The organism is Jatrophihabitans fulvus (assembly GCF_054781375.1).
Window position 1 is genome coordinate 1,565,514 of record NZ_BAAGUN010000001.1, and the last position, 23,741, is coordinate 1,589,254.

Annotated in this window: 23 protein-coding genes; 8 read left to right on the top strand and 15 right to left on the bottom strand. The window is 71.9% G+C overall.

Features of this window, described 5'->3' with window-relative positions; translation table 11 throughout:
* Window positions 1-170 precede the first annotated feature (170 nt).
* Window positions 171-1,079 (bottom strand): LysR family transcriptional regulator, encoded by a 909-nt coding sequence (locus ACYVP9_RS07610; RefSeq protein WP_460604094.1) that lies wholly within the window; start codon window positions 1,077-1,079, stop codon window positions 171-173.
* A 70-nt stretch (window positions 1,080-1,149) separates the two neighbouring features.
* On the opposite strand from ACYVP9_RS07610, the gene ACYVP9_RS07615 reads away from it, so the two are divergent.
* Window positions 1,150-1,509: a nuclear transport factor 2 family protein gene (locus ACYVP9_RS07615; RefSeq protein WP_460604095.1), complete on the top strand. Its 360-nt coding sequence runs from the start codon at window positions 1,150-1,152 to the stop codon at window positions 1,507-1,509.
* A 57-nt stretch (window positions 1,510-1,566) separates the two neighbouring features.
* Here ACYVP9_RS07615 and ACYVP9_RS07620 read toward each other — a convergent pair whose 3' ends face one another.
* The 3 genes from ACYVP9_RS07620 to uvrA all read right to left on the bottom strand — a co-directional run bounded on the left by ACYVP9_RS07620 (window position 1,567) and on the right by uvrA (window position 6,997).
* Complete coding sequence (locus ACYVP9_RS07620) at window positions 1,567-2,601, bottom strand: adenosine deaminase (RefSeq protein WP_460604096.1); 1,035 nt, start codon at window positions 2,599-2,601, stop codon at window positions 1,567-1,569.
* Between the two features lie 49 nt (window positions 2,602-2,650).
* Window positions 2,651-3,937 carry an MFS transporter gene (locus ACYVP9_RS07625; protein WP_460604097.1) on the bottom strand — a complete coding sequence of 429 codons (1,287 nt, stop codon included), beginning with the start codon at window positions 3,935-3,937 and terminating at the stop codon, window positions 2,651-2,653.
* A 72-nt stretch (window positions 3,938-4,009) separates the two neighbouring features.
* A complete protein-coding gene (uvrA, locus tag ACYVP9_RS07630; RefSeq protein ID WP_460604098.1) occupies window positions 4,010-6,997 on the bottom strand; it encodes an excinuclease ABC subunit UvrA in 2,988 nt (995 codons plus the stop codon).
* Window positions 6,998-7,164: 167 nt separating this feature from the next.
* On the opposite strand from uvrA, the gene ACYVP9_RS07635 reads away from it, so the two are divergent.
* Together ACYVP9_RS07635 and ACYVP9_RS07640 are read left to right on the top strand one after the other, a co-directional pair.
* A complete protein-coding gene (locus tag ACYVP9_RS07635) occupies window positions 7,165-7,635 on the top strand; it encodes a PPOX class F420-dependent oxidoreductase (RefSeq protein WP_460604099.1) in 471 nt (156 codons plus the stop codon).
* Window positions 7,636-7,746: 111 nt separating this feature from the next.
* Window positions 7,747-8,664 (top strand): bestrophin family protein, encoded by a 918-nt coding sequence (locus ACYVP9_RS07640; RefSeq protein WP_460604100.1) that lies wholly within the window; start codon window positions 7,747-7,749, stop codon window positions 8,662-8,664.
* A gap of 5 nt (window positions 8,665-8,669) precedes the next feature.
* Here ACYVP9_RS07640 and ACYVP9_RS07645 read toward each other — a convergent pair whose 3' ends face one another.
* The 6 genes from ACYVP9_RS07645 to ACYVP9_RS07670 form a co-directional block, all read right to left on the bottom strand.
* Window positions 8,670-9,206: a hypothetical protein gene (locus tag ACYVP9_RS07645; protein ID WP_460604101.1), complete on the bottom strand. Its 537-nt coding sequence runs from the start codon at window positions 9,204-9,206 to the stop codon at window positions 8,670-8,672.
* 84 nt (window positions 9,207-9,290) lie between these two features.
* Window positions 9,291-9,662 carry a type II toxin-antitoxin system death-on-curing family toxin gene (locus ACYVP9_RS07650; RefSeq protein ID WP_460604102.1) on the bottom strand — a complete coding sequence of 124 codons (372 nt, stop codon included), beginning with the start codon at window positions 9,660-9,662 and terminating at the stop codon, window positions 9,291-9,293.
* Complete coding sequence (locus tag ACYVP9_RS07655; RefSeq protein WP_460604103.1) at window positions 9,659-9,862, bottom strand: CopG family transcriptional regulator; 204 nt, start codon at window positions 9,860-9,862, stop codon at window positions 9,659-9,661. Before ACYVP9_RS07655 ends, ACYVP9_RS07650 begins: the two co-directional genes overlap by 4 nt.
* Before the next feature lie 31 nt (window positions 9,863-9,893).
* Entirely contained in the window at window positions 9,894-10,568 is a 675-nt protein-coding gene (locus ACYVP9_RS07660) for a uracil-DNA glycosylase (RefSeq protein WP_460604104.1), read from the bottom strand.
* A complete protein-coding gene (locus tag ACYVP9_RS07665) occupies window positions 10,565-12,502 on the bottom strand; it encodes a S9 family peptidase (protein WP_460604105.1) in 1,938 nt (645 codons plus the stop codon). Before ACYVP9_RS07665 ends, ACYVP9_RS07660 begins: the two co-directional genes overlap by 4 nt.
* Entirely contained in the window at window positions 12,499-14,235 is a 1,737-nt protein-coding gene (locus ACYVP9_RS07670; RefSeq protein ID WP_460604322.1) for a proline--tRNA ligase, read from the bottom strand. The genes ACYVP9_RS07665 and ACYVP9_RS07670 overlap by 4 nt, the downstream gene beginning before the upstream one ends.
* A 205-nt stretch (window positions 14,236-14,440) precedes the next feature.
* On the opposite strand from ACYVP9_RS07670, the gene ACYVP9_RS07675 reads away from it, so the two are divergent.
* The gene (locus ACYVP9_RS07675; RefSeq protein WP_460604106.1) at window positions 14,441-15,262 is read left to right on the top strand and encodes a serine protein kinase RIO; all 822 of its coding nucleotides are present in this window, start codon (window positions 14,441-14,443) and stop codon (window positions 15,260-15,262) included.
* A gap of 19 nt (window positions 15,263-15,281) precedes the next feature.
* The gene (locus ACYVP9_RS07680; RefSeq protein WP_460604107.1) at window positions 15,282-16,694 is read left to right on the top strand and encodes a mycothione reductase; all 1,413 of its coding nucleotides are present in this window, start codon (window positions 15,282-15,284) and stop codon (window positions 16,692-16,694) included.
* 1 nt (window position 16,695) lies between these two features.
* On the opposite strand, the gene ACYVP9_RS07685 is transcribed toward ACYVP9_RS07680, so the two are convergent.
* Entirely contained in the window at window positions 16,696-17,916 is a 1,221-nt protein-coding gene (locus tag ACYVP9_RS07685; RefSeq protein WP_460604108.1) for a VOC family protein, read from the bottom strand.
* Entirely contained in the window at window positions 17,913-18,434 is a 522-nt protein-coding gene (locus ACYVP9_RS07690) for an RNA polymerase sigma factor (protein ID WP_460604323.1), read from the bottom strand. Before ACYVP9_RS07690 ends, ACYVP9_RS07685 begins: the two co-directional genes overlap by 4 nt.
* Before the next feature lie 95 nt (window positions 18,435-18,529).
* On the opposite strand from ACYVP9_RS07690, the gene ACYVP9_RS07695 reads away from it, so the two are divergent.
* Entirely contained in the window at window positions 18,530-19,795 is a 1,266-nt protein-coding gene (locus ACYVP9_RS07695; RefSeq protein WP_460604109.1) for a DUF4032 domain-containing protein, read from the top strand.
* Window positions 19,796-19,823: 28 nt separating this feature from the next.
* A complete protein-coding gene (locus ACYVP9_RS07700; protein WP_460604110.1) occupies window positions 19,824-20,489 on the top strand; it encodes an MBL fold metallo-hydrolase in 666 nt (221 codons plus the stop codon).
* Between the two features lie 13 nt (window positions 20,490-20,502).
* Here ACYVP9_RS07700 and ACYVP9_RS07705 read toward each other — a convergent pair whose 3' ends face one another.
* The 3 genes from ACYVP9_RS07705 to ACYVP9_RS07715 form a co-directional block, all read right to left on the bottom strand.
* On the bottom strand, window positions 20,503-21,072 hold the full coding sequence (locus ACYVP9_RS07705; protein WP_460604111.1) for a hypothetical protein: 570 nt from the start codon (window positions 21,070-21,072) through the stop codon (window positions 20,503-20,505).
* Window positions 21,073-21,174: 102 nt separating this feature from the next.
* A complete protein-coding gene (locus ACYVP9_RS07710; RefSeq protein ID WP_460604324.1) occupies window positions 21,175-21,573 on the bottom strand; it encodes a DUF2237 family protein in 399 nt (132 codons plus the stop codon).
* Entirely contained in the window at window positions 21,573-22,202 is a 630-nt protein-coding gene (locus ACYVP9_RS07715) for a TetR/AcrR family transcriptional regulator (protein ID WP_460604112.1), read from the bottom strand. The genes ACYVP9_RS07710 and ACYVP9_RS07715 overlap by 1 nt, the downstream gene beginning before the upstream one ends.
* A gap of 91 nt (window positions 22,203-22,293) precedes the next feature.
* On the opposite strand from ACYVP9_RS07715, the gene ACYVP9_RS07720 reads away from it, so the two are divergent.
* Window positions 22,294-23,640, top strand: a complete 1,347-nt coding sequence (locus tag ACYVP9_RS07720) for a cytochrome P450 (RefSeq protein WP_460604113.1) — start codon at window positions 22,294-22,296, stop codon at window positions 23,638-23,640.
* The last annotated feature ends 101 nt before the right edge of the window (window positions 23,641-23,741 follow it).

The following is a 23,741-nucleotide window of genomic DNA, read 5'->3' on the forward strand; positions in this document are numbered from 1 at the left end:
GTCGTCGCCGCCGACGTCGGGTGCCCGCGAGGGTGGCGCGTGACGTCCGCCGCCGGGACGATCTTCATGGCCGGACGGACGCCGGCGGACGCCCGCCCCGCACGATCGCGGGCCCGCACGTCTCCCGGGTGATCGCCACGGCCCGACGGACGTGAGCGGACGCCTGAGCGTCACGATCGCGGGCGGACGATCCCGTAGTGACGGCGTGCGGCCGCGACGAGCCCTCGGACGGCCGGGCGGCCCCGTTCCGCGTCGCGCGACCACGCGAGGGCCAGTCGGCTGCGGACGACCGGACGGACGATCGGTATCGCGTGCAGGCCCCGCACGACAGACGCACCGTCACCGGGCTCCCCCGGCAGGACCGCCACCCCGAGGCCCTCGCGGGCCAGGTCGACGGCCGCCGCGACGGTGCCCACCTCGAACGCGATCTCCGGGTCGAGTCCGCGATCGCGGCAGGCGGCGTCGAAGGCCGAACGAACCCCGGTGCCGCTCGAGAGGGTGACCAGCGGCTGCGCCGTGACGTCGGCGAGCGCGACCGTCCGCCGGCCGTGCCAGCGGTGGTCGGCGGACACGTACGCGTGCACCGGCGCCTCGAGCAACGGGTGCGTGTCGAGGCCGGCGGGCGCGGCACCGGCCAGCCCGACGACGGCCAGGTCGACCGTGCCGGCCGTCAGGGCGTCGACCAGACCGTCCGACTCGCCCTCGCGCAGGCGCAGCCGAACCCCGGGGTGGTCGCGGCGGAACCCGCCGAGCAGGGACGCGAGACGTCCCAGCGGTGCGCCGCGGACGGTGGCGACGGTCACCTCACCGCGCACCAGGCCCGCCAGTTCGGCCATCGCGTCGCGGGCGTCGTCGACCTGCGCGAGCACGGACCGCGCGCGGCGGACCAGCTCGTCGCCGGCAGCCGTCGGCACCGCGCCGCGCGGAGTGCGCTCGAACAGGCGCTGACCGACCTCACGCTCCAGACCGGCGATCTGCGCGCTGATGGCGGGTTGGGCCACCAGCTCGCGCGCGGCCGCCGCGGTGAAACTGCGCTCGTCCGCGATCGCCACGAGATAGCGCAGCTGACGCAGCTCCATCACGTGATCTTATGGCAACAAGCCCGAACATGTCTTGGACTTATGAACGCCGAGCAGCGACCGTAGGCGCATGAGCGACCGAACGGACATCACCCGAAGGGCGGCCGACACGTACTTCTCGAGCTGGCAGGCTCGCGATTTCGACGCGTTCACGGCGCTGCTCGCCGACGACGTCGACTTCGTCGGTGCGATGGGCGCCGTGCAGGGGGTCGAGCAGTGCGTGGGCGGATTGCGCGGGGTCCGCGACATGGTCGACGGCATCGACGTCGTGAAGCGGTGGGTCGACGGCGCGGATGCCATCACCTGGTTCGAGCTGCGCCGCGAGGGCAAGGACGCGGTGCCCACCGTCAATTGGTCGCACGTCGGTTCGGACGGCCGAATCGACCGCATCCGCGTGACCTTCGACGTCCGCAGGTTGCTCGGGAGCTGACCTTCCTGATCTCTCCCGCGGATCTTCATGGTCCGGCGTCCGCATACCGGCGCGGAGTCATGAAGATCGGCACGAGCGCACGGCGACGTAGTCGTCGATCTCGGCGAGCAGCGCGGCCTTGCCGGCGTCGTCGAGGAACGAGTGACGGACGCCGGACCGGGCGAGTTCGGCGACACCGCTCTCGTCGAGGTCGAGCAACTCGGCCGCGACCTCGTACTCGCGGACGAGGGTGGTCGAGAACATCGGCGGATCGTCGGAGTTGATCGTCACCGGTACGCCGGCCTCGACGAGCGCGGGCAGCGGGTGCTCTGCGAGCGACGGCACCGACTGCGTGCAGACGTTCGACGTCGGGCACACCTCGAGCGCGATGCCGTCGGCGGCGAGCCGTTCCATGAGTCGCGGGTCGCGGGCGGCGGCGATGCCGTGGCCGATGCGCTCGGGGGCGAGGTGCTCGAGGGCGTCCCAGATGGTCTCGGGACCGGTCGACTCCCCCGCGTGCGGGACGCTGTGCAGGCCCTCGGCGACGGCCCGCTGGAAGTGCGGCGCGAACTGGGCGCGCGGCACACCGATCTCGGGCCCGCCGAGACCGAAGCTGACCAACCCGTCCGGACGCAGTCGCGTGGCGACGTCGAGGGTGACCTCGGCCGCCTCGAGACCGGCCTCGCCGGGGATGTCGAAGCACCAGGTGAGGCCGAGGCCGAAGTCGTCACGGGCGCGGCGGCGGGCGTCCTCGATGGCCTCGCAGAACTCCGGCGCCGGGATGCCGCGACGGACGGACGAGTACGGCGTGACCGTCAGCTCGGCGTAGCGGACCTGCTGCGCGGCGAGCTCGCGGGCGACCTCGTAGGTGAGCGTCCAGACGTCCTCGCCGGTGCGGATCAGGTCGACGACGGTCAGGTACACCTCGATGAAGTGACCGAAGTCGGTGAACCGGAAGTACTCGGCGAGCTTGTCGGGGTCGGCCGGCACCGGGGTCGCGCCCTCGTGCCGCGCGGCGAGTTCGGCCACGACGCGCGGCGATGCCGACCCGACGTGGTGCACGTGCAGCTCGGCCTTGGGCAAACCGGCGACGAAGTCGCCCATCCGACTCATGGCCAAATTCTGACACATGCGTGTCAAGTTCGGCGCGCGACCTTCCGCGCTATCGGCCCGACCTCTCGAGCTCTGCGGCGGCGACGGCGTCCGCCGAGGGCGGGACCGCCAGGGTCGGGCCGTCCAGGACCGTCGCCGGACGGTCGGCCGGCGGCTCCAGCGGCTCGCCGGGCGCGGCGGCGTTGACGCGCACGAAGCGCAACCCCACCAGAGCGATGGCCAGGCTGACGGCGGCGGGCAACCAGAACCCGCCCTGCCAGCCGGCCTGGTCGATCGCGACACCCGCGATCGGCGCGCCGGCCGCCGACCCGGCGGTCATGGCGCCGCCGTGCCAGCCCATGGCCTCGCCGCGGCGGTGCTCGGGCACGAGCCGGCTGAGGGTGTCGACGGTGGCCGTGATCGTCGGCGCGCAGAAGAACCCGGCGACGAACAGCAACAGGGCGGCCGTGACCGGCCCGGTGGCGAGGGCCGCGGGCAGCGTCGCGGCGGCGAGGAAGGCCAGCATGACCGCTACCGGGACGGTGCGGGTCATGGCGCCGTAGAGCAGCCCGCCGATGGCGGACCCGAGACCCCAGACGAGCAGCACCCAGCCGATCGCCGTCTGGTTGCCGAAATCGCGCATGGCGGCGACGACGGCCACGTCGGTGCCGCTCAGCACGAGGGTCGCGGCCACCGCCATGGCGAGGACGACGAGCACGGGTGCGCTGACCCAGCTGCGCCGCGCCCGGTGCTCGACCTCCGCGGCGGTGTCGTCTCCCGACCGCAGGCGAGGATTGACGAACCAGAGCACCAGCGCGCCCACGACGGACGCGATCTCGCACGTGAACATGGCCCAGGACGTCTGCCAGTACGTCGCGAGCAGCACGCCGATCGCCGGGCCGATCATGAACGACAGCTCGACGACGACGGAGTCGATCGACAGCGCCGTCTTGCGCTCGTCCTCGTCGACGACGGCCAGCAGCGCCTGGCGGATGATCGAGAACGTCGGCACGACGAACAACCCGGCGACCGTCGCCAGCACCAACAGGACCACGTAGTTGCCGAACGGCGCGATCGACCAGCACACGGTCAGGACGACGAGTGAGGGGGTCACGGTCGCCCGCAGGCCGTGCCGGTCTAGCAGGCGGCCACGCCAGGGAGCGCTGAGGCTGAGCGCGATCGTGGCCGCGGCGACGACCACCCCGGAGGCTGCGTAGGAGTGCCCGAGCGTGGTGACGACGTGCAGCGTCAGGATGACGTTGCCGGCCCACATGGGCACCCGGATGGCGAAACTCAGCAGCAGCACCCGGCGGACGGCCGGCCGCGCCAGCACGGTGCGATATGTCCCGAAACCCACCCCGTCAGGTTGCCACGAGGGTCCGACACATTTCGCCGGACGCCACCACCCGGGTGCGACCGGGTGCCGCGGTCAGGCCGTCTTGCGGGACGCCCGCTTGGCGGCGGCCTTCGCCGTCTTCGCCGCCGGACGCGTGGCCGGCTTGCCGGCACGCGGCGCGGACGCGGCCGGACGCCGCGCCGAACCGGAGCCGCGCTTCGCGGCAGCCGGGGCGGCCGGTGCCTCGAGGAGCTCCTTGAGGAACCCGCCGGTGTGCGAGGCCGCGACGGACGCGACGTGCTCGGGCGTGCCTTCGGCCACGACGGTGCCGCCGCCGGACCCGCCCTCGGGGCCCATGTCGATGAGCCAGTCGGCCGTCTTGATGACGTCGAGGTTGTGCTCGATGACGATGACCGAGTTGCCCTTGTCGACCAGCGAGTGCAGCACTCCGAGCAGCTTGTTGACGTCCTCGAAGTGCAGGCCGGTCGTCGGCTCGTCGAGGACGTAGACCGTCCGGCCCGTCGAGCGCTTCTGCAGCTCGGCGGCCAGCTTGACGCGCTGGGCCTCACCGCCGGACAGCGTCGGCGCGGGCTGGCCGAGCCGGACGTAGCCGAGCCCGACCTGCACGAGCGTCTCGAGGTGGCGGTGGATCTTCGAGATCGGCTTGAAGAACTCGGCGGCCTCCTCGATCGGCATCTCGAGCACTTCGCTGATCGTCTTGCCCTTGTAGTGCACGTCGAGCGTCTCGCGGTTGTAGCGGGCGCCCTTGCACACCTCGCACGGGACGTAGACGTCGGGCAGGAAGTTCATCTCGATCTTGATCGTGCCGTCGCCGGCGCAGTTCTCGCAGCGACCGCCCTTGACGTTGAAGGAGAACCGTCCCTGCTGGTAGCCGCGGACCTTCGCCTCGGTGGTCTCGCTGAACAGCTTGCGGATGTGGTCGAAGACGCCGGTGTACGTGGCCGGGTTCGAGCGCGGCGTCCGTCCGATCGGCGACTGGTCGACGCCGACGACCTTGTCGAGTTCCTCGACGCCGCGCACCCGCTTGTGGCGCCCGGCCGGCCGCCGCGCGCCGTTGATGCGGTTCGCGAGCGTGTTGTAGAGGATGTCGTTGACCAGGGACGACTTGCCCGAGCCGCTGACCCCGGTGACGGCCACGAAGCAGCCGAGCGGGAACGCCACGTCGACGTTGCGCAGGTTGTGCTCGCGCGCGCCCTCGACGACCAGCTCGCGGCCGCGCTGGCGGGGCCGCCGCATCTCGGGCACCTCGATGGCCCGGCGGCCCGACAGGTAGGCGCCGGTCACCGACTCCTCGGAGGACTTGAGGTCGTCGACGGTGCCGCTGACGACGATGCGGCCGCCGTGCTCGCCGGCGAGCGGGCCGATGTCGACCACCCAGTCGGCGGTCTTGATGGTGTCCTCGTCGTGCTCGACGACGATGAGGGTGTTGCCGAGGTCGCGCAGCCGCACGAGCGTCTCGATCAGGCGGTGGTTGTCGCGCTGGTGCAGGCCGATGGACGGCTCGTCGAGCACGTACAGCACACCCACGAGCCCGGACCCGATCTGGGTCGCGAGCCGGATGCGCTGCGCCTCGCCGCCGGCGAGGGTGGCCGCGGCCCGGTCGAGCGACAGGTAGTGCAGGCCTACGTCGACGAGGAACCCGAGCCGGGCGTTGATCTCCTTGAGCACGCGCTCGCCGATGATCTTCTCGCGGTTGTCGAGGTCGAGTTCGGACAGCCACTGCGCGGCGTCGCCGATCGACAGGCCCGCGACGTCGGCGATCGAGCGCCCGTGCACGGTCACCGAGAGGATCTCGGGCTTGAGCCGGGTGCCCTGGCACGCGGGGCACGGCACCTCGCGCATGAACCCCTCGTACTTCTCGCGCGAGTAGTCGCTCTCGGTCTCGGTGTAACGCCGCTCGATCCACGGGACGACGCCCTCGTAGGCGGCGTAGTACGACCGCTGCCGGCCGTAGCGGTTCTTGTAGGAGACGTGCACCTGGTCGTCGGTGCCGTGCAGGATCGCCTTCTGCATGCGCGTGGTCAGGTTCTGCCACGGTGTGTCGAGATCGAAGCCCATGGCGTCGCCGACGCCCTGGAGCAGGCGCAGGAAGTACTCGCTGGTCTGGCCGCCGGCCCACGGCGCGATGGCGCCCTCGCGCAGCGACGCCTCGGGGTCGGGAACCACGAGTTCGGGGTCGACCTCCTGGCGGGTGCCGAGGCCGGTGCACTCCTGGCAGGCGCCGAACGGTGAGTTGAACGAGAACGACCGCGGTTCGAGCTCGTCGATGGCCAGCGGGTGGTCGTTCGGGCAGGCGAGCCGCTCGGAGTACCGGCGCTCGCGGTGGGCGTCGTCGTCGGCGAGGTCGACGAAGTCGAGGATCACGATGCCGCCGGCCAGGCCCAGCGCCGTCTCGATCGAGTCGGTGATGCGCTGCTTCGAGGCGGGCTTGACCGAGAGGCGGTCGACGACCGCCTCGATGGTGTGCTTCTCCTGCTTCTTCAGCTTGGGCGGGTCGGTGAGCGGGTGGACGACGCCGTCGATGCGGACGCGGGCGAAACCCTTCACCTGCAGCTCGCCGAGCAGGTCGACGTACTCGCCCTTGCGCTCGCGGATGACCGGGGCCAGCACCTGGAAGCGGGTGCCCTCGGGCATCTCGAGGATGCGGTCGACGATCTGCTGGGGCGTCTGCTTGGCGATGGGCTCGCCGCAGACCGGGCAGTGCGGCTTGCCGATGCGGGCCCAGAGCAGGCGCAGGTAGTCGTAGACCTCGGTGATCGTGCCGACGGTCGAGCGCGGGTTCTTGGACGTCGACTTCTGGTCGATCGAGACCGCCGGCGACAGGCCCTCGATGAAGTCGACGTCGGGCTTGTCCATCTGGCCCAGGAACTGCCGGGCGTACGCCGACAGCGACTCGACGTAGCGGCGCTGGCCCTCGGCGAAGATCGTGTCGAAGGCGAGGCTGGACTTGCCGGACCCGGACAGCCCCGTGAACACGATCATCGCGTCACGCGGGAGGTCGAGACTGACGTCCTTGAGGTTGTGTTCGCGGGCGCCGCGGACGATCAGACGGTCGTTCACACCGCTTCTCTCGGGTCGAGGGTTTGGCCAGGTTTCACCCGGTCGGACAACTCGTCCGAGGGTACTGAGCGACACCGACAACGGTGGCGCCCGTCCGCCTGTTCCCGGCTCCGACGCTGGACGTCGACCTGAGGTCGAGCACGGTCGGGAGCGGGCACACTGCCGTCATGCCCAAGACCATCGCCACCAACACCCGCGTCGACCTCGACGGTCTTCTCGACTTCGTCCGCCCGCGTCACCGGATGATCCTCGTCACGCGCCGCAAGGACGGCAGCCCGCAGCTCTCGCCCGTCTCCGGCGGCGTCGACTCCGAGGGCCGGCTGGTGATCTCGACCTATCCCGAGCGGGCCAAGGTGCGCAACCTCCGCCGGGACGCGTCCTGCTCGGTGATGGTGATCTCGGACGAGTGGAACGACCCCTGGGTGCAGATCGACGGCACCGCCGAGGTGCTCGACCTGCCCGAGGCCCTGGAGCCCCTCGTCGAGTACTTCCGCAGCATCAGCGGCGAGCACCCCGACTGGGACGAGTACAAGCAGGCGATGGCCGACCAGGGGAAGTCGCTGATCCGCGTCACTCCCGAGAGGTGGGGGCCGGTCGCCACGGGCGGGTTCCCCGAGCGTTTGCGTGAGGAGTCGTAACGGAGTTCACGTATCGGACATATGGATCCTAATCCACGCAAAGGATGGCCGGGAAACGTCATGGCCATGCGCTGACGCGCACCCGCTCCCGACCATGGCGAGGTCCTCCCTGTGATCGTGTCCCCCGTCCCCAGGGCCCGCAGCGCCTGGAAGCGCCTCGTCGTGCCGATGGCCGCCCTGCTCGTGTGGGACGTCGCGATCACCGTCGCGTGGTACATCGACGCCACCCACTTCGACGGCATCTCCATCCAGTACTCGCTGTTCGGCACGGCCATCGCGCTGTTCCTGGGTTTCATGGTCAACGCCGCGTACGCCCGCTGGTGGGAGGCCCGCACGCTGTGGGGTTCGGTCGTCAACCAGTCCCGCACCATCGCGCGGGAGGCGACCACGCTGATCGAGCGCGACGAGGACGGCGACGACATCGGGGCCGAGATCGTCCGCACCCAGATCGCGTACGTCCACGCGTTGCGCACGTTCCTGCGCGGCCAGGCCGCCCCCGACGAGGTGCTCACGTACCTCACGCCGCAGGTCCGCAATCGCGTGCTCGGTGCCGCCAACGTGCCGAACGCGTTGCTCGCCCACATCTCGGCGCTGCTGGGCGAGGCGGTGCGCATCGGCCGACTCAGCGACATCAGCCGGATGCAGATGGCCGCCACCCTGCGCGAGCTCTCGGACGCCCAGGGCGGCCTGGAACGCATCAAGCGGACGCCGCTGCCGGTGCAGTACCGGTTCCTGCCGTCGTTCTTCTCGCGGGCGTTCTGCGTGATCCTGCCGTTCGCGATCGTCCAGGACCTCGGCTGGCTGACCCCGGTCGGCTCCGGCCTGATCGGGCTGATGTTCCTGCTCGCGGTCCAGATCGGCCACGACCTCGCCGAGCCGTTCTCCGACACCGTCAACGATGTGCCGATGACCGCCATCTGCCGCACCATCGAGATCGACCTGCTGCAGGCCCTCGACCTCGCCGAGAGCCGTCACGCGCCGACTCGGGTACCGAGTCCGCTGCAGCCGGTCGACGACGTGCTCTGGTAGCGCCGTCAGACCCGCCGCAGCGACGACAGATCGTGCAGCAGCTCCGACCGCGTCACCCGGGGCGGATCGCCGAAGACGGCGAGGTCGTCGTGCCGGCGTGACGTGAGGACGACGCGGTCGATGCGCTGCGCGGGTTCGCCGGCGGTGTCCGACACCGCGGAAACCCCCGGGTCGAGGCACAACGTCACCGTCCCGCCGGGGCCGAGCGGGCGGAACAGCGAGATGCGCAGCGCCCGCCTCCCCGCCGGACCCCAGTGCCATCCGTGACGGACGAGCGCATGCAGCGAGGCCGCCTCGACCCTGACGTTCCAGTACTCGGACGGGTCCCCGTCGAACACTTCCCGTTCGATCTGGAGGAACGGCTGGCGGACGGATCTCTCCTCGAACCGCCGCCGCCACGTTTCGCGGTAGGAGGCGTAGCCCGCGAAGAACCCCAACGAACGGGTGAGCTTGGTGACGACCTCGTCGTCCCGTCGCCCGACGGCATCACGGGCAGCAGCGAAGGTGGTGTACACCTGCCCCGAGGCGAAAGGGTCCGTCATCGGACAGCTCCGGGAAGACTCGCCCGAACCCGCACGACGGGATCGTGGACGCGATGCGTTCGAATCCGGGTTCGTGTCAGGACATCACCGCGGCCGGGTCCACCCGGCAAGCGCCTCGGCGATCTCGGCCACCTCGAGATCGCCTGTCGCGACGCCGATGACCAGGTCGTAGGCGGGGTCGTCCGGCGCCTCGAGATCGAATCCGTTGACGCGGTAGAACGCGCCGGCCGAGAGCCAGGCGACCCGCTTGTTGCCGTCCACGAAGGCGTTGTTGCGCGCGAGCGAATGGAGCAGCGCCGCAGCCTTGGTGCGGACGTCGGGATAGGCGTCCTCCCCGAACGCGGTCGCCTGCGGACGGGCGACGGCGGATGCCACAAGACCCACGTCCCTCGGCGTGGGCTCTCCGAGGCGAACGGCCAGGTACAGGATGTCGTCGACGTCGAGATACCGCGTCACTGCGCCAAACGATCGAGAAGCGACGCGTAGCGGGTGAGCGCGTAGTCGGCCCAGTCCTTGACCTCGCCGGCGACGGCAGCGCGCTCCGAGTCCCGATCGAGAGCACGGATCACCGCCTCCTGCTTGCTGATGCCCTGCGCTTCCGCGCGCTCGGTCAGCCGCCGATCCTGCTCGTCCGTCAGTCGCAGCGTCATCGCCATGCCCCGATGATACCGCCGTGATACCAGTCGTTCAGGTGACCGACCAGTCGACCGGCTCGCCGCCCTGGGCGACGAGGGCGGCGTTGGCGCGGCTGAAGGGCTTGGACCCGAAGAACCCGTTGGACGCCGACAGGGGTGACGGGTGAGCCGACTCGATCGCGGGGACGTCGCCGAGCAGCGGCTTGAGGTTGCGGGCGTCGCGGCCCCAGAGGATCGCGACGAGCGGGCCGCCGCGGGCGGCGAGCGCGCGGATCGCCTGCTCGGTGACGGCCTCCCACCCCTTTCCGCGGTGCGAGGCGGGCTTGCCCGGCGCGACGGTGAGCGAGCGGTTGAGCAGCAGCACCCCGTGGTCTGCCCACGCCGTCAGGTCACCGTGGGGCGCGGGTTCGATGCCGAGATCGGCGTGCAGCTCCTTGTAGATGTTGCGCAGCGAGGGCGGCAGGGGCCGCACCTCACGGTCGACGGCGAACGACAGCCCGATCGGGTGCCCGGGCGTGGGGTACGGGTCCTGGCCGACGACGAGCACGCGGACGTCCGCGAACGGCCGCGTGAACGCCCGCAGGATGTGCTCCCCGGCCGGCAGGTAGGTGCGGCCGGCGGCGACCTCGGCGCGCAGGAACTCCCCCATCGCCGCCACCTGGTCGGCGACCGGCTCGAGCGCGGACGCCCAACCCGCCTCGACGACGTCCGCCAGCGGACGGGTCACGGCCGCCACAGCTCGAGCACGGGGACGTCCGGCGGCTCGAACCCGAACACCTGGCCGTAGAACGACAGCGCCGACTCCCGCGAGTCGACGATCGTCTCCGCCCGCCGGAACCCGTGCGACTCGTCCTCGTACGCGCGGTACGCGTGCGGGATGCCCTTGGCGACCAGGGCGTCGCGGAAGCGTTCGGCCTGCGCCGGCGGCACGATCGGGTCGTCGAGGCCCTGCTGCAGCAGCACCGGGCACGACAGCCCGTCGACGTGGTTGAGCGGTGCCCGCTGCTCGTACAGCTCGCGGGCCTCGGGCAGCGGGCCGACGAGGCCGTCGACGTAGCGCGACTCGAAGTCGTGCGTCTCCTTCACGAACTCGGTGAGCTCGGCGACGCCGAACAGCGAGACGCCGCAGGCGAAGGCGTCCGTGGTGGTGAGCGCGGCGAGCACCGTCCACCCGCCGGCGGAGCCGCCCTCGATGCCGAGCCGGTCGCGGTCGGCGAGACCGGCGTCGGCGAGACCGTGCACGGCGGCGACGGTGTCCTCGACGTCGACGACGCCCCACTGCCCGCGCAGTCGGTTGCGGTACTCGCGGCCGTACCCGGTCGACCCGCCGTAGTCGACGTCGACGACGCCGATGCCGCGGGACGTGTAGTAGGCGAACGTGCGGTTGAGCATCGGCGCGACGTGCGACGTCGGCCCGCCGTGGATCATCGCGACGTACGGCGGCAACTCGCCCTCGGGCGCCTCGTAGGACGGGTGGTGCGGCGGGTAGACGACCGCGTGCACGTCGCGTCCGTCCCGCGTCGTGAAGGTCGTCGCGTACGCGGGCGAGAAGTACTCGGCCGGCGGCAGGTCGGACGCCGACAGGCGGACGTCCACGACGTCGCCGGACCCGAGATCGAGGCGCCGCAGGCCGCCGGGCGTCCGCGCACCCTCGCCCCCGAACAGCAGGGTCGACCCGTGCACTGCGCCGAGCGAGACGGACGTGAACCCGGGCAGCTCGATCTCCTCGACGGCACCGGACACGAGGTCGAGCCGGCACAGCGTGTCGGTGCCGAGCGTGCGGACGAACAGCCAGTGCCCGTCGTCCAGCCGGGTGTGCCAGCGCATGCCGAGCATCCACATCGGGCCGCCGACGTCGGCGTCGCACGGCGCGAGGGGGACGGGATCGCCGCCGGCAGCGGCCACGCGGTAGAGGTTCCAGAAGCCGCTGCGGTCGGAGGAGACGACCAGCGTCGCGTCGTCGAGCCACTCCGGCTGCAGCACCGACTCCTCGGTCGAGCCGAGCAGCGTGCGGACGTCCGCCGCCACGCCGTCGACCAGCGCCGCGACCCGCAGTTCGGTGCCGTCCCACGGCATCCGCGGGTGCTCCCACGCGATCCACGCGAGATGAGCACCGTCCGGCGACACCACGGGGTGGGCGAGGAAGTGCGAGCCCGACACGACCGACCGGATCGCGGACGGGTCGTCCGCCGCGGACCCGTCGAGCGGCACGGCCGCGATGTCACGCGTGATCGCGCCGCCGGCGTGGCGTTCGCGCACGCACCAGATCTCGTCGCCGACGACCGAGAGCTCGCCGTACCGCTCCCCCGCGGGCTCGGCCGGTTCGGGCGTCAACGGCGCCGGCTCACCTCCGGGCGGGCACCGGTACAGGCGTTGATCGCGGAACTCGGCGAAGACGAGAGCGCCGTCGACGACCGTCCACGCGCCGCCGCCGTACTCGTGCACGCGGGTGCGGGCGTTCCACGGCGCGGGCAGCACGTCGACGGGCGAGCCGTCCGCGCCGTGCCGCCGCACCGCGTACCGCCCGCCCTCGGACGAGCGCAGCTCGAGCCACCAGATCTCGTCGCCGACGAACCGTCCGCCCGCGACGGGGTGCGCCGACGCCGCCAGGTCGGCCGCCGTGATCGGCGAGGGCCAGGTGCCGTACGGAGCAACCGTCATGACGAGCGGACGGCGTCGAGCACGGCCCCGGCCGCCTCGGCGACCGGCACCTCGCGCCGATCGTCGCTACGGCGGTCCTTCAGTTCGACGACGCCGTTGGCGAAACCGCGTCCGACGGTCACGATCGTGGGCACGCCGACGAGTTCGGCGTCCTTGAACTTCACGCCCGGGGAGGTCTGGCGCCGGTCGTCGAACAACACCTCGAGTCCGGCGGCGGTCAGCTCGGCGGCCAGTTCTTCGGCGGCCGCGAAGATGGCGTCGTCCTTGCCGGTCGCGATGAGGTGGACGTCGGCGGGCGCGACGGAACGCGGCCAGCACAGGCCCTTGTCGTCGTAGGTCTGCTCGGCGATGGCCGCGACGGCGCGGGTGACACCGACGCCGTAGGAGCCCATCGTCACCGTGACCGGCTTGCCGTTCTGGTCGAGCGCGGTGAGACCGAACGTCTCGGCGTATTTGCGCCCGAGTGCGAAAACGTGGCCCATCTCGATGCCGCGCGCGATCTCGAGCACCGAACCGCAGCGCGCGCACCGGTCGCCGTCGCGGATCTCGACGGCACCGATCTCGCCGTCCGGTGTGAAGTCGCGACCGCGGACGACGTGCGCCGCGTGCTCGTTCTCGGTGTTCGCGCCGGTGATCCACTCGCTGCCCTCGACGACCAGCGGGTCGACCAGGTAGCGGATCTTCAGGTCGGCGAGCACCTGCGGGCCGATGTAGCCCTTCACCAGCCCGGGCTCCTTGGCGAGGTCCTCCGGGCCGGCCTGCTCGACGATCGTCGGCTCGAGCTGACCCGCCAGGCGCTTGAGGTCGACCTCGCGGTCACCCGGGACGCCGACCACCAGCAGCTCCCACCCGTCCGCGCCCGGCGCGTGGGTGCGCAGCACGACGTTCTTCAGCGTGTCGGCCGCGGTCGCCTGCATGCCGAGCTCGTTCACCCGCGCCACGAGCGTGTCGATGGTCGGGGTGTCGGGCGTGTCGAGCACCTCCGCCGGCGGGTGGGCGGACGGGTCCTGCGGTTCCGGCGCGGCGATGACCACCGCCTCGGTGTTGGCCGCGTAGTCGCAGTTCGTGCACTGCACGAACGTGTCCTCGCCGGACGCGGCGGGCACGAGGAACTCCTCCGACGCCGACCCGCCCATCGCTCCCGACACCGCGAAAACGATCTTGTAGGTCATGCCCATGCGGGTGAAGATGCGCTCGTACGCGTCCCGGTGCGCCCGGTACGAGGCCTCGAGACCCTCGTCGGTCAGGTCGAACGAGTAGCTGTCCTTCATGACGAACTCGCGCCCGCGCAGGATGCCGGCCCGCGGCCGCGCCTCGTCCCGGTACTTCGTCTGGATCTGGTAGAGCGACAGCGGGTAGTCCTTGTACGACGAGTACTCGCCCTTCACGAGCAGCGTGAACAGCTCCTCGTGCGTCGGGGCGAGCAGGTAATCGGCGTCCTTGCGGTCCTGCAGCCGGAACAGGGTGTCGCCGTAGTCGTCCCAGCGGCCGCTGGCCTCGAAGATCTCCCGCGGGATCAGCGCCGGGAAGTGCACCTCCTGCGAGCCGATCGCGTTCATCTCCTCGCGGACGATCGCCTCGACGCGGGCGAGAACCCGCATGCCCAGCGGCAGCCACGAGTACATGCCGGGCGCGACGCGCCGTACGTAGCCGGCACGCACCAGCAGCTTGTGGCTCGGCACCTCCGCGTCGGCGGGATCGTCGCGCAGGGTACGCAGGAACAGGGTCGACATTCGCAGCACGGGCCAAGGCTAGTGCGGGCCCGAAAAGCGGTTGCTCCGGACGGGAGCATCGGTTCAGCGGGTCCCGAGGCGGGGCCCCCGGAGCTGCGGGAGGTGCACCTTGTCCGACGTGGTCCGGGCGTGCGCGCCCACCCCCCTCCCGCTCACGCGCTGACGGTCCTCGGACGGGCGCGTCCCGTCCTCACGGAGCCCGACAGTGCCGTACGACCCGTCCCTCTACGACGACCGCAAGCCCGATCCCGACTTCGAGGAACCACCGTTCTCGAGCTGGGACGGTTCCACCCACGGACCCGAGCCGGTCCCCGACTGGGTGGTCACCGACCGCAACGCCCTCGACACCGAACTTGGTGTGCTGAAGACCGGCAAGGAGGCGGACGTCCACCTCGTCCGCCGTGCCCTTCCCGGCACCGACGGCGTGCTCATGGCCGCCAAGCGCTACCGCACCGCCGAGCACCGCATGTTCCACCGCGACGCCGGCTACCAGGAGGGACGGCGGACCCGCCGCTCCCGCGACCAGCGCGCGGTCGCCCGCGGCACCGGCTACGGACGGGAGCTGGCCGCCGGGCAGTGGGCGAACGCCGAGTTCGCCGCCCTCACCCGCCTCTGGACGCTCGGTGCGCCCGTCCCCTACCCCGTCCAGCTGCTCGGGACGGAACTGATGCTCGAGTTCGTCGGGGACTCCGACGGCACCGCCGCGCCACGACTGGCGCAGACGCGGCCGTCACCGGAGGAACTCGCCGACCTGTTCGAGCAGTGCGTCGCCGCGATGCACCAGCTGGCCGCCGCCGGCTTCGCGCACGGTGACCTGTCGGCGTTCAACCTGCTCGTGCACGGTGGACGGCTGGTGATGATCGACGTGCCGCAGATCGTCGACCTCGTCATCAACCCGCAGGGCGCGAGCTACCTCGAGCGCGACGTCCGCAACGTGTGCAGCTGGTTCTCCTCCCGGGGGCTGGAGACACCCGAACTGGACCACCTCTTCGGCGACCTCATGGCGACGGCGGTGGCCCGGTGGTGATGCCGGTACGTTCGAAACCGTGGCAACCACCCACTACGACCTCGTCATCATCGGCTCCGGCTCGGCCAACTCGCTCGTCACCCCCGAGCTCGAGGGCAAGCGCATCGCGCTCGTCGAGCAGGGCGTCTTCGGCGGCACGTGCCTCAACGTCGGGTGCATCCCGACCAAGATGTACGTGTATCCCGCCGACACGGCGGCGAAGGCCGCCGAGGCCGCCCGTCTCGGTCTCGAGCCGGCGCGGCTGCGCGCCGACTGGGCCGCGATCCGCGACCGCGTGTTCGGTCGCATCGACCCGATCTCGGCCGGCGGACGGGACTACCGCGCCACCGGTACCCCGAACCTGACCCTGTACGAGTCGCACGCCGAGTTCGTCGCGCCGCGCACGGTCCGGCTCGACGACGGCACGACGATCACGGGCGACCAGGTCGTGATCGCGACCGGGTCCCGTCCGGTGATCCCGCCGCCCATCGCGGCGGCCGACGTGCCGTTCCACACGTCCGACACGATCATGCGCATCCCCGAGCTGCCGCGGCGGCTCGTGATCGTCGGCGCCGGGTACATCGCGTGCGAGTTCGCGCACGTGTTCTCGGCCTTCGGCACCGAGGTGACGATGGTGTCGCGCACCAGCGTGCTGCGCGAACTCGACGAGAGCCTCGGCCGCAGGCTCACCGAGCTCAAGGCCGACGAGTGGAACCTGCGCCTCGGCGTCACCGTCGAATCGCTGGAGGGCACGACCGGCGACATCCGGCTCACGCTCTCCGACGGCACCGTCGTCGAGGCGGACGACATCCTGGTCGCCGCCGGACGCACGCCGAACTCCGACCGGCTGGGCCTGGACAAGGCGGGTGTCGACGTCCGCGACGACGGACGCGTGGTGGTCGACGAGTACCACCGCACCACTGCCGAGGGGGTCTGGTCGCTCGGCGACGTCTCGAGCGATCACCAGCTCAAGCACGTGGCCAACCGCGAGACGAAGACGGTCGCGCACAACCTCGCGGTCACCTTCTCCGGCAAGGGCGAGCTGAAGGCCACCGACCACCGGTTCGTGCCCGCCGCCGTGTTCACCCATCCCCAGCTCGCGTCCGTCGGGCTCACCGAGCAGCAGGCCCGCGAGTCCGGACGTCGCTACGTGTCGGTCGTGCAGGACTACGCGACCGTCGCCTACGGCTGGGCGATGGAGGACACCACCAGCTTCTGCAAGCTCATCGCCGACCCCGCCACCGGCGAGCTGCTCGGCGCGCACCTGCTCGGCGAGCAGGCGTCCACGCTCGTTCAGCTGGTCGTCCAGGCGATGCAGTTCGGCCTCGACGTGCGGCGGATGGCCAGGGAGCAGTACTGGATCCACCCGGCGCTCACCGAGGTCGTCGAGAACGCGCTGCTGGCCCTCGACCTCGATGACAACGACAACGACGACGACGACGACGACGACTGACCTACATCTCGCCGAGGTAGAACCGGCTGCCCTGGTCGTCCGTGCACTCGCTCGAGCGGCCGTAGGGCTGGGTCGTGACGTCGGTCGCTGTGCCGCCCAGGTCGCGGACCGCGGCCACCGCGGCGTCGATGTCCGCCACCCGCCACATCGGCACCGCGGCGGGCTCGTCGTGCCCGCCCTGCAGCCCGATCATCGGACGGGAGTCGACCACCTCCCAGCCGTCCTCGACGCGGCCAGGGGTGAAGGTCCAGCCGAACACGGCCGTGTGGAACGCACGGAAGCGGGCGGAGTCGCCCACCAGCAGGGTCAGGTACGAGAGGTCGCCCGTCCGCGCGCCGTTCGCCGGCGGACGGGTCCCCGCGCCGGCGGTCTCGTGCAGCGCGAACGGCACGCCCTGGTCGTCGAGGCAGTCGGCCCGCAGACCGTACGGCTCCCGCCGCACCTCGCCGGGCGTGCCGCCGGCGTCGAACACCCGCGCCAGGGCGGCCTCGATGTCGTCGGTGGCGTGCACCCGCAGCAGCTCCGGCTGCGAGGCGGTCCACACCCCGACGGACGGCGTGGCCGTGGCAACCCGTCCGTCGACGACCTGCCAGCCCAGCACCTGCCCGTAGAAGCGGCCGGCCCGCTCGGCGTCCGGCGTGCGCACCGACACGTGCGTGAGGTCGCCGGCACGGAACCCGTCCGCGGCCACGAGCGGCGAGGTCAGGCCCCACCGGTGACCGAACGGGTCGACGATCCACGCGTGCCGTTCGCCGTACCCGTCGTAGGGCGGCCGGTCGCCGGTGGCACCGCGGGCGACGGCCCGCTCCCGGACGGCGTCGGCGTCGGACACCGGCAGCATCAGGCTGACGTTCGCCTCACCCGGTCTCGGGGCGACGACGCCGAGGTCGGGTGAGGCGTCGGCGAGGTAGACCTTGCCGCCCCCGATGATCAACTGGGCGTGGCCGATGGTGCCGTCGGGCATGACGATCGGCTCGCCGTCGAGCTCGGCGCCGAAGACGTCGACGTACCAGTCGAGCGCGGCGCGGGCGTCGGCGACGGCGAGGTACGGGACGGCGGCGCCCAGGGTGGCGCGCGGGGGTGCGGCGACGGCGGTCACGGGCACCACTCCTCTCGGAAGCGACAGCGCACGCCGCAGGCGGGTGCGCAGGTCGGCGGCGAAGACGGGGTCGGGGTCGACGGCGGGCGCCGGCGCGGCGAGCTGCTCGAACGGGTCGGTCATCGATCGTCCCCCTCTCCCTCGGTGTAGGCGGTGCGAAAGGCGCGGCGGGCCCGGACGAGCAGGGCCTCGGTGGCGTGCACGGTGCGCTCGAGCACGGCGGCGACCTCGGGCACGGGCAGGTCGTCGACGTAGCGCAGCGTCAGCGCCGCGCGGTGCTGCGGGGCGAGCCGGTCCAGGGTCTGGGCCGTCCGCAGCGCGTCGAGCCGCGCGTCCCACGGATCGTCCGTGCCGGGCTCGAGGGTCGGGTCGGACGCGACCGCCCGCAGGTTGCGCTGCTCGCGCCACTGGCGGCGCCAGTGGTCGGCGAGCTTGTGCCGCGCCACCCCGATCAGCCAACGGACGTCCAGGGCCGGCGGGTCCGGCCGGCAGGCGGCGGCCGCCGCGGCCAGGAACGTCTCGCCGGTGAGATCCTCGGCGACCTCGCGGCTGCCCCCGCGGGCGAGCAGGTAGCCGTAGACCTGCGGCAGCGCGTCGTCGAACCCGGCGAGCAGGGCCGCCCGCGGATCGTCGTCGCGCATCGCCGTCACACCCGCATCGTCGTCGCTCGTCGCCGGACTCCGACGCCCGTGGACGAGAAATCTTCGCCCCGTCCGCCAGGCCCTACGCTGGCGCCGTGGGCAACTACCGGCTGACCACGCTCGGTACCAACACCGAGGTGCTCGAACTTCCCTTCGAGCTGCCCCTCGCCGAGTGGCCGTACGAGCTGTTCGTGCACGTGCCACGGGGCATCTCGAGGCACGTCGTCCGTTTCGTGTCGCTGAGCGGTCCGGACGGTGGCGTCTTCGCGGTCAAGGAGGCGACCGACCGCTACGTCGTGCGCGAGCACGGGCTGCTGCGGTCGCTGGCCGAGCACTCCGTCCCGGTGGTCGAGGCCTACGGCACGGTGACCGAGCGCGTCGACCACGACGGCGAGGAGCTCGGCGCGCTGCTGTTCACCCGGCACCTGCAGTTCTCGCAGCCCTACCGCGCGTTGTTCACCGGACGGTCGCTGCCGGAACTGCGCTCGAAGCTGCTCGAGGCGCTGGCCGGGCTGTTCGTCCAGCTGCACCTGGCCGGCTTCTACTGGGGCGACTGTTCGCTGTCGAACACGCTGTTCCGCCGCGACGCCGGTGCCCTGGCCGCCTACCTCGTCGACGCCGAGACCGGGGAGATGCACCCGACCCTGTCGAACGGGCAACGGGACCAGGACATCGAGATCGCCACGCTGAACATCGCGGGTGAGCTGCTCGACCTGCAGGCGGCCGGGGTGCTCGACCCGAACCTCGACGCCGGCGAGACGGCGGCGTCCCTGCGCGACTGCTACGACTCGCTGTGGTCGGAACTGACCGGCGACCTGCACGTGCCGGCCGGGGAGAACTGGCGCATCAACCGTCAGCTGCGCCGGCTCAACGACCTCGGTTTCGACGTCGAGGAGTTGTCGATCAAGACGGTGCCGGACGGGTTGCAGGTGCGGTTCGGCACCCACGTCGTCGAGGCCGGGCACCACCAGCGGCGGCTGTTCGAGCTCACCGGGTTGCGGGTGCAGGAGAACCAGGCCCGTGCCCTGCTCGGCGACCTGTTCCGGTTCAAGGCCAAGTGGGAGTCGGGGACGGGTGAGACGATCCCCGACGACCTCGCCGCCCGCCGGTGGCTGGACGAGAAGTTCTACGGCACGGTCGGTCTCGTCCCGCCCGACCTGCGCATCAAGCTGCCGGACGCCGAGCTGTTCCACGAGATCAACGAGCACCGGTGGCTGCTGTCCGAGCGCAACGGCCAGGACGTCGGACGGGCGGCCGCGGTGGCCTCGTACGTGGCCACCGTGTTGCGCGACCTGCCCGACACCCGTGTCGACCTGTCGTCCGGGCCGCCGACCGAGGAGTTCGCGCCGATCTTCGACTAGTGCCGCGCGTGGCACTAGCGTCGGATCCGTGGCTGACACCTACACCGGGGCCGTCGAGGTCGGCGGCGACAAGGACGTCCGGCGCCTGCCCGGGCTGACCATCGCCAAGCTGGCCGTCGGCGAGATGAACAACAACGCCTACCTGTTGCGCTGCACGCAGACCGACGAGGGCCTGCTGATCGACGCCGCCGCCGAGGCTCGCCGGTTGCGGGAGCTCGTCCAGTTCGAGGGGCCGCCGGTGTCGGCGATCCTCACCACGCACCGGCACTGGGACCACCACGGGGCGCTGCCCGACACGGCCGAGTTCGCCGGCGCCGCGGTCTACGCCGGCGACGCGGACGCCGACGAGCTCCCCGTCGCCGTCGACGAGCGGCTGCACCACGGCGACACGATCACCGTCGGCGACGTGACGTTGGAGGTCATCCACCTGCGCGGCCACACGCCCGGCTCGGTCGCGGTGCTCTACCGCGACCCCGAGGGCGTCCCGCACCTGTTCACCGGTGACTCGCTGTTCCCGGGCGGGGTCGGCAAGACCTGGTCGCCCGAGGACTTCGTCCAGCTGATCGACGACGTCGAGGAGCGCGTCTTCGGCACGCTGCCCGACGAGACGTGGTTCTACCCGGGCCACGGCAACGACTCGACGCTCGGCGCGGAACGCCCGCACCTCGCGGAATGGCGCGAACGCGGCTGGTGACCCGGGGCCGGGGTCAGCGCTGCGACCCGTACGTCGCCGGGCGCACGATCACGCCGGCGAGCAGCACGAGCCCGAAGCCGCCGAGCGCGACCCAGAAGCCCACACCCGTCCGGTCGAGCCAGTCGGCGAACGACATGGTGCGGTCGAGCTGGGCGGCGCCGAGCGTCGCGACCACGCCCAGCGACGACAGGCCCACGGCGAGCCGCCGCGCGGCCACGCCGACCGTGCGGCTGGTCATCGCGACCAGCACGCCGAGGCAGGCTGCCACGGCGAGCGCCGCACCGCCTCCCGCGAAGAAGACCTGCGGCACGAGCTGCCGCGGGCCGGACTGCGCGTCGATGATGCGGTGCACGTCCGAGGCCTGCGGGCCGAACACGGCGCCGATGCGGGAGAACCACGCCAGGTCGCCGATCATCGACACCGCCAGCGCGAACGCGCCCAGGCACAACGGCAGCAGCACCGCCTCCGGGTCGCGCACGAGCCCCCACACCAGGTGGTCGCGGTCGTTCCACCCGCTCGGACGCGGCCGAGCCGCCGCCGGGACGTCCTCGATGAGCTCACGCGGGGCGGTGATCGTCGTCATGGGACGAATGCTCGTCCCGCCGCGACGCCGGCGAACGGGTGCGACCCGGTGTCCCCTGGGGTGGTAGCACCACTTCCGGGCCCCGTGAGCTGCGGGCCGCGGTCAGACCAGCGAACTGGCGTCGCCCGGGACGTCGACGGCGTGTTCGCGCAGTGCGGCCAGCGGGATCACCTCGAGCGCGCGTTCGTGGGTCGCGGCGAGCACGACCGGCGCGGCGACACCGTCCTGGTAGGCCTGCAGCCAGCGCAGCGCGACGACGCACCACCGATCGCCGGGACGCAGGCCGGGGAAACGGAACTCCGGCCGCGGGGTCGAGAGGTCGTTGCCCACGGACTGCATGTGGGCGAGGAACTCGGCGGTGACGACCGTGCAGACGGTGTGGCTGCCGACGTCGTCGACGCCGCTCGCGCAGCACCCGTCGCGGTAGAAGCCGGTCACCGGGTCGGTGCCGCACTCCTCCAGATCGGTGCCGAGCACGTTGCGTCCGCGTTCGGGAGGCATCACGTCCGCATGGTGCCCAAGGCACCCAGCCACATCGCCACCAAGTGATCGACGACCGCGGCGCGGGACATGCGCAACCGCCCGGCGAGCACCGCCTCGATCACGTCGGCGGACCCGCCCATGAGGAACAGCGCGGTGGCCCGGGCGGTGCGCCGCTCGGCGAGGCCGAGCCGGTTGAGCATGGGCAGGCCGTCGATGACCAGGTCGGCGTACTCGGTCACGACCTTCTGCCGGCGCTCGCGCAGCGGGCCGTGGCCGGCGGCGCTCACCAGCAGCACGTTCGCCTTGCGCTGGTCGTCGGCGACGATGCCGTACCCGGTGCGGATCGCGGCGCGCACCTGCGCCTCGGTGTCGTCGGGCGATGCGGACGCGACCGCGAGGACGGCGGCCATCGCCTTCTCGGCGACCTCGTCGGTGACGGCGTCGACGGCCGCGACGAGCAACTCGTCGAGGTCGGCGAAGCTCTCGTAGAAGTAGCGCGGGGTGAGGCGAGCCCGGGCGCACACGCTGCGGACGCTCACCCCGGCCAGGCCCTCGTCGTCGAGGCACTCGGTCACCGCCCGCACGAGCGTGGCCCGGCGCTGCTCGCGGCGGGCATCGGCCGAGAGGCCGCGGTACGGACGCGTCACTCCCCCACCCTAGGGCCGCGAGGCATTTGACAACAGTCGTTGTCACACTAGGGTCGGGCTCGATTGCGGAGGCGACGAGCGAGGAGCACGGATGACCCTGCAGCACGACGCCACCGCGCGCCGCCCCAAGTCCGTCGACGAGACCATGCCGGGCACACCCGGCCTGCCGCTGCTGGGCCACACGATCGCCTTCGCGACCGGCGGCCTCACCGACTCCCACGAGCTGTACGAACGGTTCGGCCCCGTCTACTGGACCCGCGCCCTCGGCCGCACGTGGGTCAACGCCGAGACCCCCGAGACCTGTGGTGCGGTGCTGCAGGACCGCGCCCGGTCGTTCGACGCGAGCGGGTGGTCGCTGCTGATCGGCCCGTTCTTCCGCCGCGGCCTCATGCTGCTGGACGGCCACGAACACCACCGCCACCGGCGGATCATGCAGGGTGCGTTCACCTCGCAGCGCCTGGCCGGCTACCTGCCCGCGATCAACGACACCGTCGACCGGACGCTGGCCGCGTGGCAACCCGGCGAGCGGCTGTTCCATCCGTCCGTCAAGCAACTGACGCTCGACATCGCCACCCGCACGTTCATGGCCGCGGACCCCGGCGCGGACGCCGACCGGCTCACCACGGCGTTCGTCGACGCGGTCCGGGCCGGCACCGCACTGGTCCGCCGGCCGGTACCCGGGCTGCGGTGGTCGCGCGGGCTCGCCGGACGCCGGGTGCTCGAGCAGTACCTGCGACCGCGGGTGGCCGAGCGCCGGGCGCGCGGTGGCGACGGCCCGGACCTGTTCACCGCGCTGTGCCACGCCCGCGACGAGGCCGGCGAGGGCTTCGACGACGCCGACGTCGTCAATCACATGATCTTCCTGCTCATGGCCGCGCACGACACGGCGACGATCACCCTGACCTCGATGGCCTACCACCTGGCCACCCACCCCGAGTGGCAGGACCGCTGCCACGAGGAGTCGCGGGCCCTCGGCGACGCCGTCGACCACCGGGACCTCGACCGGCTCGAGGCGCTCGACCTGGTGATGAAGGAGTCGCTGCGGCTCGTCACCCCCGTGCCCGGGCTGGTGCGGCGGGCGAACCAGGAGACCGAGCTCGGCGGCTACCGCGTCGCCGCCGGCACGTACGTGGCCGTCCACCTGTGGGGACTGCACCACCTGCCGGACGTGTGGGCGGACCCGTTCCGCTTCGACCCCGAGCGTTTCGCCGAGCCGCGGCGCGAGGACAAGGCGCACCGCCACGCGTTCATGCCCTTCGGCGGCGGCATCCACAAGTGCATCGGGTTGCACTTCGGCGGCATGGAGGTCAAGGCCACGCTGCACCAGCTGGTGCGCCGCTACCGCCTCGGCGTGGCGGACGGTTACGAGATGCCGGTCGACTGGACGTCGCTCCCGCGACCGCGCGACGGCCTGCCGGTCACGCTGACCCCGCGGTGACACCTGTCACGACCGGCGTCGCACCCGTCCGCCCGGTTCGTCCGTTCCGTCCGGGCGTCCGGACGCGGCGGGGTACCCGTCCCCGCCGTGCCGACTTGACG

Bases quoted from the DNA above. Each gene is read 5' to 3' on its own strand.
- ACYVP9_RS07610 (WP_460604094.1), bottom strand. From the start codon at position 1,079: ATGGAGCTGCGTCAGCTGCGCTATCTCGTGGCGATCGCGGACGAGCGC.
- ACYVP9_RS07615 (WP_460604095.1), top strand. From the start codon at position 1,150: ATGAGCGACCGAACGGACATCACCCGAAGGGCGGCCGACACGTACTTC.
- ACYVP9_RS07620 (WP_460604096.1), bottom strand. From the start codon at position 2,601: ATGAGTCGGATGGGCGACTTCGTCGCCGGTTTGCCCAAGGCCGAGCTG.
- ACYVP9_RS07635 (WP_460604099.1), top strand. From the start codon at position 7,165: ATGCCCAAGACCATCGCCACCAACACCCGCGTCGACCTCGACGGTCTT.
- ACYVP9_RS07645 (WP_460604101.1), bottom strand. From the start codon at position 9,206: ATGACGGACCCTTTCGCCTCGGGGCAGGTGTACACCACCTTCGCTGCT.
- ACYVP9_RS07655 (WP_460604103.1), bottom strand. From the start codon at position 9,862: ATGGCGATGACGCTGCGACTGACGGACGAGCAGGATCGGCGGCTGACC.
- ACYVP9_RS07665 (WP_460604105.1), bottom strand. From the start codon at position 12,502: ATGACGGTTGCTCCGTACGGCACCTGGCCCTCGCCGATCACGGCGGCC.
- ACYVP9_RS07670 (WP_460604322.1), bottom strand. From the start codon at position 14,235: ATGTCGACCCTGTTCCTGCGTACCCTGCGCGACGATCCCGCCGACGCG.
- ACYVP9_RS07685 (WP_460604108.1), bottom strand. From the start codon at position 17,916: ATGACCGACCCGTTCGAGCAGCTCGCCGCGCCGGCGCCCGCCGTCGAC.
- ACYVP9_RS07690 (WP_460604323.1), bottom strand. From the start codon at position 18,434: ATGCGCGACGACGATCCGCGGGCGGCCCTGCTCGCCGGGTTCGACGAC.
- ACYVP9_RS07705 (WP_460604111.1), bottom strand. From the start codon at position 21,072: ATGACGACGATCACCGCCCCGCGTGAGCTCATCGAGGACGTCCCGGCG.
- ACYVP9_RS07710 (WP_460604324.1), bottom strand. From the start codon at position 21,573: ATGCCTCCCGAACGCGGACGCAACGTGCTCGGCACCGATCTGGAGGAG.
- ACYVP9_RS07720 (WP_460604113.1), top strand. From the start codon at position 22,294: ATGACCCTGCAGCACGACGCCACCGCGCGCCGCCCCAAGTCCGTCGAC.